The sequence below is a fragment of the Bythopirellula superficialaquae genome, from assembly GCF_059632245.1.
The window spans coordinates 137241-151050 of sequence record NZ_CP197426.1; the positions used below are offsets into that span (position 1 = coordinate 137241).

Sequence of the window (13810 nt, forward strand, 5' to 3'; positions counted from 1 at the left end):
TGCGTTCTTGGAATTACTTAGCGCTACAAGATACCGATGCAGTCTTGGAAACGATTTGGTACGCGCTCAACGCGAATGTTTTTTCCGAGAAGCCCGCACCCTAACCCTCTCCCGGAGGGAGAGGGGACTGGAAGAATCCGCGGCTAGCCGACCGTCGCTGCGCGACGGTGTTGCGCGGCTCATTGGGACGAAGGATTAGTAGACGGAAAAATTTAACAAATGCCTATGCACCCCAGTCCTCGTTTGTTGCCTGGCAATGCTTTTTGGCTAGGCGAATATTTGAGCTTCCCGAGTTCTTTCGCCATAATGACTCGCTATTAAACAGCTAACGTCGGTTCGTCATTACGCACTCTCTCGGGACGCACCGGCGACCCGCAGTTTGCTAGTGAATTGCAGTTCCTGTTGGCAGATTCATTGGAATTCGGTTCAATGAATTAGTGTCTAACGGCTGGGCTTCGTTATCTGTCGAGGCAATTGCGATGTATGCGACAAATCATTGGATGGGCCAACTTCGGCGTATGACTGCACTGGCCATCGTCGCAATCATGCTTTTGCCGACGGCCAGGCTCGCCGCGGAAGAGCAGGCCACGCCGGTAAGCCAGCTGATCTCGCCCGATCGCCGACACATCGCCTATGGCCAGACCGCTGTCGGCCCGAAAGGCGAGCAGAAGGTGCGAATTATTGTGGGCGATGCTGAGGGCTCTCATCGGCGTGCGTTGCCGCTCGGAGCCGAAGCCGTCGACGAAGTGCAGTGGTACGGCAACGACCACGTCGCGTACGTTACGAAACACGGCGAAGATGGCTTTGAGCTGATCGACTTGGAGGGCAAGCCGGCCGGTGAGCTGCGGATGCCGCCGGGCTGCGACTCGTACTTTCATCAATGCCTGTCGCCCGATGGCAAGACCATCTCATTTTGCGGCAACTATGCCGAGATCGATCGAAAGTTCGAAAGTGATGAGGAACGCCGGCGGTACTTCAAGGCTCATCCTGACATCAATCAAGTACACGGGCTGTTTCTAGTGGACTTGGCGACGCAGTCGGTGAGGCATGTTGTCGATGGGACAGTCGCAAACTTACCGTCCTGGTCGCCCGATTCTGAGTACCTAGCCTGCGGCATCGGCCACTATGTGAAGGACTATACGCTGGTCATTGTCGAACGGGAGACCGGCAAGATGCATCGGCCCGTGGTAAAGGGTACGGCTGCCGATTGGTCGCCGGACTGCAATCGCTTAGCGATCGTCACCGACATCGTGCAAGGCGGCAGCTGGCTGGACGGCACACCGATGGACGGCGCCATCGGCGTACTGGACGTGGGGAAGTTTATTAAAAGCGGCGAGACACAGATCACACGCGTCACGGACCCACCGGCCAATGTGTCGACAAAAGAGCCCTATTCATGGTCAATGAGCGGGTCGTATGGCGCCGTGTGGTCGCCGGACGGAAAATGGCTCGCCTACAGTCATTGCACGTCGTCGCGAAACGAAGAAAAGGAAAAAGGTAGTCGCGACGATGTGTGGATCGTGCATCCTGACGGCAGCGGCTTACGAAAGGTGCTCAACCACGGGGCGGCGGAATTGGCCTGGGCGGACGAGCGCACGCTCCTGTGGGTGAATCAAGGGCAGTTTGGAAGAATCGACATCGAGCTGGATGGTGAGGCGTCGATCGGGCCGACGCCCGAAGCGCCCGACAACCAGTTTATCGTCTCGGGCCTCGTCACTGACGGCGAGGGGCGTCCAATGGAAGGCGTTGAAGTTCGCGCGGCTACCGGCATTGGCACGTTGCGAACAAGTACGCCGGTGAAAACTGACGCCGCGGGGCGCTATGAGCTTCACTTCGGTCCTGGGATGTTAAGCCTTGATGGTGGACCGAATCTTCAAGCAGCGACGATTTACGCCAGTAAACCTGGATTCTATGAACGTGACTTGTGTCAAAACGGAAATCTCGGCATGGCGAATTATCGGCCGAAGGATTTCGACGAGGGTGGTTGGCACTTCGAGGCCATCGTTTATCGTGGTCAGCCGTACAAGTTAGACTTCGTTATGTTGCGCGCGGCACAGGTTATCGTTGAGCTGATTAAACCGAACGGCCAGCCATTGGCTGATTATAAGCTCGAACTGTGCGGCGCAGAGCTTTATCCATCAAGCAACATACTGGAGTCGAAAAAGACAAATGGCGAAGGCAAAGCTGAATTTGACGATGTGCCGCTGAAAACGTTTTCGTTTTCACTCGGACGGCGGGATGAACTTCGGACGGAGCCGATCGAGTTCCGTCAGCCCGGCGAAGTCCGCTGGCGGCTAACGTACGACGATATCGAGGGCACGCTGACCGCGAAAAGCTACTAGTCTGCTCTCTTTTGCGGTTTGGTTGCGCCCTTGCCGCAGGCCGAGTGGCTGAACATGAGTTTATATGCCAACCGACCAGCTTGCATAAGGTGGGCGTGCCATGCGTTTTTGGAACTATGTAGTGCTTCAAGATACCGATGCAGTCTTGGAAGCGATTTGGTACGCACTCAAGGCGAATGTTTTTTTCATGACGCCCTCACCGTAGCCCTCTCCCGGAGGGAGAGGGGACTGGAAGAATCCGCGGGGCTCAGTTGGTTGTCGCCTGCTACGGCGTTACCTTGTCTTGTGGGGCGTTGCGGGGAAATTACAATTGGCTTCTGCCGATCGGCTGGCTAGGCGATTCCGGCGTGATCTCGATTTCATGTCTCTGTAACTCTGGAGTTTGCGACATCATGACCAACACAATTCAAGGTCGTTTCGTCGGCATCGGTGTGCGCAGCACGCGAGGTGATCGACGGATAACACTTTTTGTTGCAAGCGACACCTATCCACCGCGGCGGGCGTCTCGGTAACTGGTGCAGCGTGAGTTCTCGAGTAGATTGTGGGGTTATCGAGAGTCCTCCCAACCTCGAACTACGCGCCCGCTGGAGGCCCGTCATCATGCTTGCTGAAAGATGCTGGGCTGACTGATCAACTTCCTGTCTAATAACAAGTTAGCAAGCTCTGGCTGCGGCCATAACCAATATCAAATCTGTGAGAAGCTCATGAAACACAACTTCAACAAATACGTTCTCGCGGTAGCCCTGCCTTGCCTCTTATGGGCAACAGGCAGCTACGCTCAGGACTCGCAGCAAATGAAGATGACCACACCCATCGCACCGGGCGTTGCCGTACCGGACAAAATTGAGAGTTCCATTGGCACGCTTAATCTAAGCTATGGCTACCCTTCGGCCGATACCGTCGAGAAGATTTATGACAACCTCGACCGTTCCCGCGCCTTGCAGGCCTACCTCATGGCCATCCCGATCGTGAATCAGGCCGGCATGCGTGATTCGATCCGCCAGTTCGGCCCGGACAACCAGACCGACGTGATCTGGGAAAACCTCGTTGATCCGCGCACAGTCGAACTCACGGCCAACGACAACACGATCTACAACTTCATGTGGATCGACACCAAGAAAGGCCCGCTGGTCATCGAAGCGCCCCCGGAAGTGCTTGGATTAGTGAACGACTTCTGGTATCGCTGGGTCGGCGATGTCGGTATCACCGGAGAAGACCGTGGCAAAGGGGGCAAGTATTTGGTCCTGCCGCCCGGCTACAAGGGCGAGGTACCCGCGGGATATTTTGTCCTGCGGCCGAACACCTACGGCAATTGGTTCGTGTTTCGCGCCTTCGTCGTTAATGGCTCGACCAAGCCTAGCGTTGAATCGGTCAAGAAGCACCTCAAGATTTATCAGCTCTCCGACGCCGACAATCCCCCGGCAATGAAGTTCGTCAACGCCTCTGGCGTGCCGGCCAACTTCGTCGCACCGGGTGACTATTCGTTCTGGAACATGCTCAACCAAGTGATTCAGGAAGAGCCGCCGCAGGGCTCCGATCCCACCACACTCGGGCTGTTCGCTTCGATCGGCATTGTGAAAGGACAGCCGTTCGCACCCGACGAGCGCATGAAAGAGATCCTTACCGATGCCGCGAATATCGGAGCCGTCACCGCCCGAACCATCGCCTTCAAAATCCGCTCACCGGAAGCCTACTTTTACCCGAATAGCCCGTGGCGTCTGCCCTTCTTTGGGGGTTACAAGTTCGAGAGCGCGCCTGGCGTGACGAACATGGACGGCTACATCTTCTATTACTACTTCGCCACCGGCGTCACCCCGGCGATGGAGATGAAGATGGTCGGCAAAGGCTCGCAATATCCGTGGTCTGTGCAAGACTCGAACGGCGACCCCTTCGACGGCGAGAAGACTTATAAGATGCACCTTCCGCCGAACGTGCCGGTGAAAGACTTCTGGTCCGTGATCGTTTACGACAATCAGACGCGCTCCATGATCCAGACCGACCAGAAAGCGCCAAGCGTAAGCAGCCAGAATAAGAACCTGAAGAAAAGCGCCGACGGCTCGGTGGACGTGTTCTTCGGCCCGAAAGCTCCGGAAGGCTATGAGAACAACTGGGTGCAGACCCTGCCCGGCAAAGGCTGGTTCATGATCCTGCGCCTCTACGGCCCGCTCGAACCTTGGTTCGACAAGACCTGGAAGCCGGGTGAGATTGAGTTGATGAAATAGGAGCCGCCTGCTAACAACCGGTTGCAGCGGATGGGGTTCAGGCGCCGCAGCTAAACTGGGCGTTAGGCAAAATACCATCTGGAGCCCATCCGAAGAAGTGCTTCAATAACCTCTCAGTAGCAATCTCGATTCAATCTTTCTTTAACTCTGGAGTTTGCGACATCATGACCAACATCATTCAACGTGGTTTCGTCGGCATCGTCTGTGGTGCGTTGTTGACTTGCACTCTTACGGCGGTCGCTGTCGCGGCGGACGACTTCACGGTCAAGTCGGCAACCGATGACTCGACGTTTCAGCTTTCCAAGCATCGTGGCAAAGTCGTCGTGCTGCATTTTTTGTTGAAGACGGAATGCCCGTTTTGCCTGAGATATACGCACGACTACTCTGTTTTGGCCGAGCAGAATCCTGAGGTCGTGCATGTGTTTCTCAAACCGGACAGCGAATCGGAGATCAAGTCGTGGGCCGAGAAACTCGACAAGAACGACCTAAAAAATCTGCCCCAGGTTTACCGCGATCCTGATGCCAAGCTGGCTGAGGAGTTCAAGATTCCCAACGGCTATAAGTTTCACGGTCAGACCGTGCATTACCCCGCGCTCGTCGCGTTGGATGGGAAGGGCAAGGAACTCTTTCGTTACGTCGGCAAGAGCAACTCCGATCGAATGAAAGTTGAGGATTTCACGGCGAAGCTCAATGAGTCGACTGGGAAGCCGTCCAAGTAAGCGACCTGTATTGCGTTGCCTAACAAGGCGGGCATCGCTATGGGAAGGAATTTCTGCGCTGGCGGGCCCGACCTTGAGAGCCTTCACTCACGATCATTGCACTGTCGTCTGGGCAGCCTTGAGCTTGGCTTCAAGATCGGCAATCCGGCCTTGCAATTGCTCAATGACTGGAGCGACCTGCTTCTGCGAGAACCGTTTGTGGATGTGCTGCGGGCAATTGACATCCCATGCTTCGATCTCGAACAGCATCGCCCGCTCAACCTTCCCCGGATAGGAGGGATCGCGAAGTTGATCGATTAGCGATTGATCTCCTTCGACAACGCGCAGTGATCCCCAGAGCTTAATGCGTCGGCTGAGAGCGTAGTCCATCAGAAAGATAAACGCTTTCGGGTTTTCGGAAATGTTTCCGAGCGTAATGTACTGACGATTGCCACCGAAGTCGGCAAAGCCCAGGGTTTTGTCATTGACGACCTTGAGAAATCCCGGTGGGCCGCCACGGTACTGGATGTAGGGCTGGCCTGCGGCGTTGGCTGTTCCCAAATAGAACATGTCAAGTTCGGAGAGGAACGCTGCGAGTCCCGGAGTGACCGTTGTCTGCCAACTTCCCCCGTCCTCCATGCGAGCGTATCCGGAGCGAGAGCCTTTCTCGGACTGAATCGACTTCACTGTCGGCGTGAAAGCAACATCGCTGGAATATTGACGCATGGCACGAATCCTGTGTTCTTCGCGTTAGGGAGAAAAACTCCGCCGTGACTTCGCTGGTGGCAAGTTGTTGTTATCGGACGGCTGGAATCCCTGCGTCCTCCGGAGGTCGCGGACCGGATAGAGGCCAATGGAATTTTCGTTCTGAATCTTGGATGGGAACCTCATTGATACTCGCTTCCCGACGACCCATGAGACCTTCTTCATCAAACTCCCAGAGTTCGTTGCCGTAAGCCCGAAACCACTGCCCGGAGGCGTTGTGATATTCGTACTGAAAACGAACGGCAATCCGATTGTCGGTGAAGCTCCACAGCGCCTTGATGAGGCGATAGTCGAGTTCTCGTTCCCACTTGCCTGTCAGGAATGCTCGAATCTGGTCCCGGCCTTGAAGGAACTGATCCCGATTTCGCCACTCCGAGTTTTCGGTGTAAGCGAGGGAGACTCGCTGCGGATCACGGCTGTTCCACGCATCTTCAGCGGCCCGGACTTTAGCGGTCGCAGTTTCTAATGTGAATGGTGGTCGAAGATTTGTCATTGTGTGATTCCTCTATCCGTCTGATCCAAAAAACTCTGTTTTTTGGATCAGACAAAGAGTTACTGGGATTACTTTTTCACGTTCTTGTCAAGGAAGTTTCGCATCAGAGTGGCAATTGCCGCTCCCTCTTCTTCCAGGGCGAAGTGGCCGGTATCGAGCAGGTGGAATTCCAGGTTCTCTAGGTCACGCTTGTAGGGGTGTGCCCCGGCGGCCGGGAAGATCGCGTCGTTCTGACCCCAGACGATCAGAGTCGGCGGCTGGTATTTGCGAAGGTATTGCTGCCATTGTGGATACAGCGGCGGGTTGCTTCCATAGCTGTAGAACAGAGCCAGCTGAACCTCCTGATTTCCTGGACGATCCAGGAGCGGCTGCACATGGCCCCAGGTGTCGGGACTAATCGTTTCGACGTTGCGAACCCCGTTGGTGTATTGCCATTTGGTGGCATCAAGTGTCAGCAGTGACCGCAGGTCATTGCCCTGTGCGTCGGTGCGATCTTTCCAATAGGCCTTGATGGGCTTCCAGAAGTCGTTGTCGAGTCCTTCATCGTAAGCGTTGCCGTTTTGTACGATCAGCGTTTCCACACGCTCCGGATGTTTCGCGGCCAGACGAAATCCGACGGGAGCACCGTAGTCCATGAGATAGATCGAATACTTCGTCAGGCCGACCTTCTCTGTAAACTTGTCGATGACGTTCGCCAGATTGTCGAACGTATAGTCGAATTCACTGACAGACGGCGCCGAACTGTTGCCGTAGCCGGGATAGTCCGGGGCAACGACATGGTACTTGTCGGCCAAAGCCGGGATCAGATTACGAAACATGTGCGAGGACGTCGGAAACCCATGCAATAACAGGAGAGTTGGTGCGTCTTTCGGCCCAGCTTCCCGGTAAAAGACGTCGACTCCATCGATTTTTACCGTGCGATGCAGAACCTGCGCGGCTGGGGCAGCGGACTCAGCCGCGCCGGCTGTTGGATTGGGCAAAACGAGCATGATGAGCGCCAAGGCAGTGACGGTTTTTTTCAACGTAACCATGGTTCTGTTTTCCTTATGACAATGTGACAATTTAGGTTGAGCACGACTGAAAATGAGTAGCGACTGCATCAACGAGTTTCATCGCAACCGGGGATCGAAGCACACACTTCGTGATGGTCGACGATCGGTTCGGCTTTGGGGAAATCGATGTCAGTTTCAGCCACATGATTGAAATAGTTGGTGAAGATGTTCAATGCGACATTGGCGACAACTTCGGCAATGTCCCCGTCGTTCAATCCGGCAGCACGAACTTCGGCGATGTCAGAGTCGCTGACCTGTCCGCGTTCTTCAACGATTTTGCGAGCGAACCGAATGACAGCATCACTCTTTGGATCAACGGCGGTTCCGCGCCGGCTGTCGAGGATCTGATCCTGGGTCAAGCCAACCATCTTGCCGATCGTTGAATGTGCCGCGAGGCAATAATCACAATGGTTGGCCTGCCCGACAGCCAAGGCGATCTGCTCGCGGTTCTTTGCTGACAGGCTGCCCTTGCTCAGCGCACCGCTTAGGCCCAGATATCCTTCCAGCACAGCAGGGGAGTTAACCATCGCCCGAGTCATGTTGGGGACGAGACCGAGTTTCCCGTTGACGGCATCAAGTAGTTCTTTGGCTTTTCCAGCAGCGGCTTCAGGGGCGAGTTGATGAATGCGAGACATTGCTACGACCTTTCTTAGAGTTCTTAGAGTTATGGCAGTTACCGGACGAAGGATTCGTTGGCGACGACTGAGTGAATACACGTCCCGTGCCATTTAGTTGGAGGATATGTAAGTCACATTCAGGAAATGACTTAGGTAATAAGAGCACCCATCAAATCGTCAACGAAATTTCGTTGTGTCACGATATTTCGTTGACATACAACGAGATTTCGCCATGCTTGAATCATGACGATCTCCTCCCCATCCACCGGGCTCATTGGCGACCCCAAGCAACTTTTGCTGGACCTGGCCGGGCATCATCACGTGTCCGAATTGCTGCCACTGGCCGTGCAACGACTTGCCGAAGGACCTGCGATCGCGCTCGTTCGCATTTGGCTCGCGCAACCGCCGCTGCCGGGTGACTGCACGAACTGCCGTTTGGCCGCCGAGTGCCCGAACCAGGATTGTTGTCTGCATCTGGTGGCCAGTGCTGGTCAGTCAGTCGACAGTACTCACGTAGCATGGGATAGACTGGACGGAGATTTTCGACGCTTTCCCATCGGGATCAGAAAAGTTGGACAGATTGCCAAAACAGGGCAATCGCTGGAAGTCACTGATGTGGTAAGCGATCAGTCCTGGGTCGCTGATCCGGCATGGATTCGTGATGAACGGATTGTCTCGTTTGCCGGCCACCCGCTGGTTCACCGCGGTGACATACTCGGAGTACTGGGGTTGTTCGCCCGGGAAGCGCCAAGTGAATCCTGCTTCGAATGGCTGCGAATGATTGCCGATCACCTTGCTGCTGCGATTGCCAATGCCCGCGCGCGGGACGAGATTGAATCGCTCAAAAAGCGACTTGAGCAAGAGAACGAGTACCTTCGCGAAGAAGTTCAGCAGTCAGCGGCTTTTGGCGATCTGATCGGTCAGGCTCCTGCGTTACAGGCTGTTACTCGACAAATCGAATTGGTCGCACCGACAAACTCCGCCGTGTTAATTCTCGGTGAAAGTGGTACAGGCAAGGAAGTTGTCGCTCGTGAGATTCACCGTCACAGTCACCGCGCAGATCGCCCGCTGATCAAGGTCAACTGCGCTGCAGTTCCGCGTGAACTCTACGAAAGTGAGTTCTTTGGTCACGTCAAAGGTGCCTTCACCGGCGCACTACGTGATCGCGCCGGGCGATTCGAACTCGCGGATGGTGGTACTTTATTCCTCGACGAAATCGGCGAAATCCCGCTGGATCTGCAAGCCAAGCTGCTGCGGGTCCTACAGGAAGGAGAGATCGAACGGATTGGTGAAGAGCGAACTCGACGAATTGACGTGCGGGTGATTGTGGCAACGAATCGAAATCTTCGTGCCGAAGCCGAAGCAGGTCGGTTTCGACAGGATTTGTACTACCGACTGAGCGTATTCCCGATGGAACTTCCTCCTCTGCGGAAGCGAATCGAAGATATCCCGTTGCTCGCCGAGCACTTTCTGAGCCGTTTGTCGAGACAACTGGGACGACCACGGCTTCGGCTGACGTTGGCCAACGTGCAGGAGCTGCAAGGCTACGACTGGCCGGGCAACGTCCGCGAACTGCAACATGCTCTGGAACGAGCATGCATCGTTTCTGCCGACGGCCGCCTGCGATTCGATTTTCCGGAGGTCACTTCTAAGCAACGAGCAAAGCCACTGGAGTCAAACTCCATCAAAACCATCCTAACCGACACGGAAGTGCGCGCCTTCGAGGCCAAGAACATCAAAGCCGCCCTGGCCGAATGCAACGGCAAAGTCTACGGCTCGAATGGCGCAGCAGCATTACTTGGCATGAAACCCACTACACTCAATTCTCGAATCAAGGCTCTTGGGATCAAAGACTGACCTTGGGGTTCGACAGTTCCAGCCCTCACGCTAGCCCTCTCCCGGAGGGAGAGGGGACAGGAAGAATGCGGCGATTGCCGATTCGACTTCGCTCATTTAGACTTCTCGCTGTCGATACTTCGGCCTTAGGCCCCCTCCGCTGAGATCCCGCCGTGCATAATCTTGAAGCCAGCCAGCTGACGGTGATGCTGTTGTCGCTAGGGTTGTTGATCGGCATGGCGCGGCTGTTGGGTGAGTTGGCCCGTGTGCTGCATCAGCCCGCGGTGTTGGGGGAGTTGCTGGCCGGGGTGATTCTGGGACCCACGGTGTTTGGGCAGATTTCGCCCGAATGGCAAGCGATTCTCTTTCCCTCGGATGGCCCCAATTCGATTGTGTTGCACGGGATCAGCACGCTGGCCATCGTGCTGTTCTTGTTGGTCGCTGGCTTGGAAGTCGATCTGTCGACGGTGTGGGAACAAGGCCGGTCGGCGATCAAGGTGGGTGTGCTGGGGACGCTCGTGCCGTTTGCCCTGGGCTTGATCGGGGCGTGGGTGATTCCCGACATGCTAGGACGACCCCCCGGCGGCGACCCGCTGATCTTTGCGCTGTTCCTGGCCACGGCGATGTCGATTTCGGCGCTGCCGGTGATTGCCAAGACGCTGATGGACTTGAATCTGTACCGGACCGATTTGGGGATGGTTGTCGTCAGCGCGGCGATCTTCAACGACCTGATTGGCTTCACGCTCTTTGCGATCATCCTGGGGATGATTGGCGCGCACGGCACGGGTCTCACGATTTTTAGCACGATTATGCTCACGCTCTTGTTTGCGGGGTTGGTGCTGACCGTGGGGCGATGGTTCATACATTGGACTTTGCCGGTGCTGCAGGCTTACACCCATTGGCCCGCAGGGGTGTTGGGATTCATTGTGACGCTGGGGTTGTTCGGCGCGGCGTTCACGGAGTTCATCGGCATCCATGCGATCTTCGGTTCGTTCATCGTCGGCGTGGCCGTGGGGGCGTCGGATCATTTGCATGAACGCACGCGGGTGATGCTCGAAGAGTTCGTGTCGTTCATTTTCGCGCCCGTGTTTTTTGCCAGCATCGGTTTGCGAGTGAATTTCGTCACGCGGTTTGATCTCTCGCTGGTGGTCTTGCTGCTGGTGTTGGCGTGCGTAGGTAAACTCGCTGGCGCGGTGGTTGGCGCGCGGTGGGGAGGAATGCCTTCGCGACAGGCTTGGGCCGTGGGCTTCGCGATGAATGCTCGTGGAGCGATGGAGATCGTGTTGGGCTTGCTGGCCCTCGAAGCGGGGGTGATTCGTCAACGATTGTTCGTGGCACTGGTGGTGATGGCGATTGTCACCAGCGCGATGAGCGGACCCTTGATGCGGTGGGTCTTGCGTCAGAAGCAACCGCATAAGTTGCAGCGAGTGCTGTCGCCCAAGCTATTTCAGCAAGACATGCGGGCGACTTCGAGCCGGGAAGCGATTCACGAATTGGCTGGCTTAGCCCATCAGTATTACGATCTCGACTTGGAAACCGTGGAAGATTTGGCCTGGCAGCGGGAAGAGATCGCGGCCACGGGCATCGGCAACGGCGTGGCAATTCCGCACGCGAGAATTTCGGGATTGAAAGAAGCCATTGTGGCGGTGGGAATCTCTGAGCCCGGGATCAATTTCGATGCTCCCGACGGTCAACTGGCGCACGTGATCTTTTTGCTGCTCACGCCGCGCGATGATCCGAGCGTGCAATTGGGATTGTCGGCGAACATTGCCAAGATGTTTCGCAATCCCGAGTCGTTGCAATATGTGCTGTTGAGCAAGAACTTCACGGAACTGTTGGCGAAGTTCAAAGTCTTGGATTCGCGCTAAGCGGTCGCTGTCATCGGAGGTGGATCCACGAGCGCGATAATCTTATGGCCGGCGCGGGGCGGTGTTTCGACGTCCGTGGTCGCGACAACGAGACGGTGTTTCTCCTCGATGCGAAACATCACGAGCGCGGTGTCGCCGTAGCGATTGCGAAAGTCGTCGAAAGTGAAATCGGCGCTGAGCGTGGTGACTTTCACTTGCTGACCCGCTTCGATTCGTTCTTCAAGTTGGTCGAAGGTCGTGGGTTTATCAAACAGGATGCGGCCCCGACGATAGGTGGCGGCTCGTTCACTCCGCACGGAGGAAGAATCGTGCTTGGCAAGCTGATAGACTTCTGAGCGGTCAAAGCGTTCCGCCAAGCTGATGGCGGCCAGCGTGTTCACTTCGTCGTTGGGAGTCATCGCCAGCAGTCGGCCAATCCCCGAGAGATCGATCGTCTCGCGGACGAATTCGCTGCCGATGCTCGCCAGGTTCACCGGCAGTCCGGCGAGGCGCGCGCTGGAAATGTTGCGCGGATTGGTATCGACCAGCATCACGTTGTAACCTTCTTTGCGAATGGCGGAGGCGATTTCGCGGACCGCTTGCGAGGCCCCCGCGAAGAGAATGCCTTGGGGATCTTGGCGGGCGAGGCCGAGCTTTCGCGCAAGCGGTGCGAGGCTCATGCCATAGACCGTGACCGTGCCGACAATCACTAGAAATGTCGTGAGGACAAAACGATTCGATTCCATGGCCAGGGGATCATTCTCGCCGAGTACGTTGACGATTTCCAAGGCAAACAACGAACTGACCGCAGCGGCCACGATGCCGCGGGGATGAATCCAGGCGAGGCAAATCCGCTCGTTCCAGTTCAGCGGGCTGCCGACGGTTGAGAAGAAGACCGCAACGGGTCGAACAACGAGAATCAACAAAGCCACAAAGGCCAAACTCCGCCAACCGAGGGTCGCCATCGCCTGGGCATCGAATTTCAATCGAGCGGCAAGCACAATGAAGAGCGTCGAAATCAACAGTGTGCGCAAGTTTTCTTTGAACTCAATGATATGGCGAATGGGGACGGTGCGTTGATTCGCGAGAATGATCCCCAGCAACGTGATCGTGACGAGCCCCGATTCGCTGTTGAGTTGATTGGAAAGCGCGAACACAAACACGACGAGCGCTAGCACCACCGGATTTTGCAGCGAGTCGGGAATCCAATAGCGACGCAGCATTTGCAACAAGACAAACGCGCTGATGGCGCTGAGCAGGATCGCGGTGAGGAGGGTCAAGCTGAGTCGGTAGGCCGATTCGCTGACGATATCGCCGCCGCTGTGATGCAAGATGATTTCGAAGACCAAGGCCGCAAGTACGGCACCGATGGGATCGTTGACGATTCCTTCCCACTTAATGAGCGAACCGATGCGTTTCTCAGGCTGCACATGATTCAAGAGCGGCATGATGACCGTGGGGCCACTTACGGTGAGCAACGCGCCGAGCAGGATCGACATTTGGGTCGAGAAGCCGGCGACGTAATGGGCGAAGCAGGCAGTCAAGAGCCAAGTGATCACCAAGCCGACGCTGACCAAGCGGAAGACAACGCCGCGGACCCCTTTGATTTCGCGGAAATCGAGATTCAGTCCACCTTCGAAGAGGATGATGCCCACGGAGAGTGACACGACCGCGAAAAAAAGTTGCTGATGGGGGCCCGGCTCTTGCGGTGAAATTCGGCCCAGCACGAAACCCGACACGAGCAGCAATACGATGCTCGGCAAGCGCAGTCGCCAGGAAAGCCATTGGACGGCAATTCCTAAGGCCAAGATGCCGGCGAGATAGAGCGGATAGTTCATGACGGATTTTTGTTGGCAAAAGTCGCGGGTGGAAGCCACATTCTGCAAGAATAAGCCGAACGATGCGATAGCAGACGGAATTTCAGCATTGGTGGAATTT

General features: G+C 55.9%; 10 protein-coding genes. 5 read left to right on the forward strand and 5 right to left on the reverse strand.

The window, feature by feature from the left end; genetic code table 11:
- Nucleotides 1–518 precede the first annotated feature (518 nt).
- From SH678x_RS00615 to SH678x_RS00625, 3 genes are all read left to right on the forward strand, one after another.
- Nucleotides 519–2342, forward strand: coding sequence for a carboxypeptidase-like regulatory domain-containing protein (locus SH678x_RS00615; RefSeq protein WP_496920942.1), 1824 nt, complete (start codon nucleotides 519–521; stop codon nucleotides 2340–2342).
- Nucleotides 2343–3046: 704 nt separating this feature from the next.
- A complete protein-coding gene (locus SH678x_RS00620) occupies nucleotides 3047–4564 on the forward strand; it encodes a DUF1254 domain-containing protein (RefSeq protein ID WP_496920943.1) in 1518 nt (505 codons plus the stop codon).
- Between the two features lie 164 nt (nucleotides 4565–4728).
- Nucleotides 4729–5283 (forward strand): TlpA family protein disulfide reductase, encoded by a 555-nt coding sequence (locus tag SH678x_RS00625; protein WP_496920944.1) that lies wholly within the window; start codon nucleotides 4729–4731, stop codon nucleotides 5281–5283.
- A gap of 93 nt (nucleotides 5284–5376) precedes the next feature.
- Here the strand turns inward: SH678x_RS00625 and SH678x_RS00630 are convergent, their stop codons facing one another.
- The 4 genes from SH678x_RS00630 to SH678x_RS00645 all read right to left on the reverse strand — a co-directional run bounded on the left by SH678x_RS00630 (nucleotide 5377) and on the right by SH678x_RS00645 (nucleotide 8207).
- Complete coding sequence (locus SH678x_RS00630; protein ID WP_496920945.1) at nucleotides 5377–5988, reverse strand: pyridoxamine 5'-phosphate oxidase family protein; 612 nt, start codon at nucleotides 5986–5988, stop codon at nucleotides 5377–5379.
- A gap of 70 nt (nucleotides 5989–6058) precedes the next feature.
- Complete coding sequence (locus SH678x_RS00635; RefSeq protein ID WP_496920946.1) at nucleotides 6059–6520, reverse strand: nuclear transport factor 2 family protein; 462 nt, start codon at nucleotides 6518–6520, stop codon at nucleotides 6059–6061.
- A gap of 68 nt (nucleotides 6521–6588) precedes the next feature.
- Nucleotides 6589–7509 carry an alpha/beta fold hydrolase gene (locus SH678x_RS00640; RefSeq protein ID WP_496923100.1) on the reverse strand — a complete coding sequence of 307 codons (921 nt, stop codon included), beginning with the start codon at nucleotides 7507–7509 and terminating at the stop codon, nucleotides 6589–6591.
- A 110-nt stretch (nucleotides 7510–7619) separates the two neighbouring features.
- A complete protein-coding gene (locus SH678x_RS00645) occupies nucleotides 7620–8207 on the reverse strand; it encodes a carboxymuconolactone decarboxylase family protein (RefSeq protein WP_496920947.1) in 588 nt (195 codons plus the stop codon).
- A gap of 225 nt (nucleotides 8208–8432) precedes the next feature.
- On the opposite strand from SH678x_RS00645, the gene SH678x_RS00650 reads away from it, so the two are divergent.
- Nucleotides 8433–10046: a sigma-54-dependent Fis family transcriptional regulator gene (locus SH678x_RS00650; RefSeq protein ID WP_496920948.1), complete on the forward strand. Its 1614-nt coding sequence runs from the start codon at nucleotides 8433–8435 to the stop codon at nucleotides 10044–10046.
- Nucleotides 10047–10198: 152 nt separating this feature from the next.
- The gene (locus tag SH678x_RS00655) at nucleotides 10199–11893 is read left to right on the forward strand and encodes a cation:proton antiporter domain-containing protein (RefSeq protein WP_496920949.1); all 1695 of its coding nucleotides are present in this window, start codon (nucleotides 10199–10201) and stop codon (nucleotides 11891–11893) included.
- Here the strand turns inward: SH678x_RS00655 and SH678x_RS00660 are convergent.
- The gene (locus SH678x_RS00660) at nucleotides 11890–13710 is read right to left on the reverse strand and encodes a cation:proton antiporter (protein ID WP_496920950.1); all 1821 of its coding nucleotides are present in this window, start codon (nucleotides 13708–13710) and stop codon (nucleotides 11890–11892) included. The genes SH678x_RS00655 and SH678x_RS00660 overlap by 4 nt on opposite strands.
- Nucleotides 13711–13810 lie beyond the last annotated feature (100 nt).

What these genes read in the sequence shown, in the direction of transcription:
- SH678x_RS00615 (WP_496920942.1), top strand. Translation starts at nt 519, where the DNA reads ATGACTGCACTGGCCATCGTCGCAATCATGCTTTTGCCGACGGCCAGG.
- SH678x_RS00620 (WP_496920943.1), top strand. Translation starts at nt 3,047, where the DNA reads ATGAAACACAACTTCAACAAATACGTTCTCGCGGTAGCCCTGCCTTGC.
- SH678x_RS00625 (WP_496920944.1), top strand. Translation starts at nt 4,729, where the DNA reads ATGACCAACATCATTCAACGTGGTTTCGTCGGCATCGTCTGTGGTGCG.
- SH678x_RS00630 (WP_496920945.1), bottom strand. Translation starts at nt 5,988, where the DNA reads ATGCGTCAATATTCCAGCGATGTTGCTTTCACGCCGACAGTGAAGTCG.
- SH678x_RS00635 (WP_496920946.1), bottom strand. Translation starts at nt 6,520, where the DNA reads ATGACAAATCTTCGACCACCATTCACATTAGAAACTGCGACCGCTAAA.
- SH678x_RS00640 (WP_496923100.1), bottom strand. Translation starts at nt 7,509, where the DNA reads ATGCTCGTTTTGCCCAATCCAACAGCCGGCGCGGCTGAGTCCGCTGCC.
- SH678x_RS00645 (WP_496920947.1), bottom strand. Translation starts at nt 8,207, where the DNA reads ATGTCTCGCATTCATCAACTCGCCCCTGAAGCCGCTGCTGGAAAAGCC.
- SH678x_RS00650 (WP_496920948.1), top strand. Translation starts at nt 8,433, where the DNA reads ATGACGATCTCCTCCCCATCCACCGGGCTCATTGGCGACCCCAAGCAA.
- SH678x_RS00660 (WP_496920950.1), bottom strand. Translation starts at nt 13,710, where the DNA reads ATGAACTATCCGCTCTATCTCGCCGGCATCTTGGCCTTAGGAATTGCC.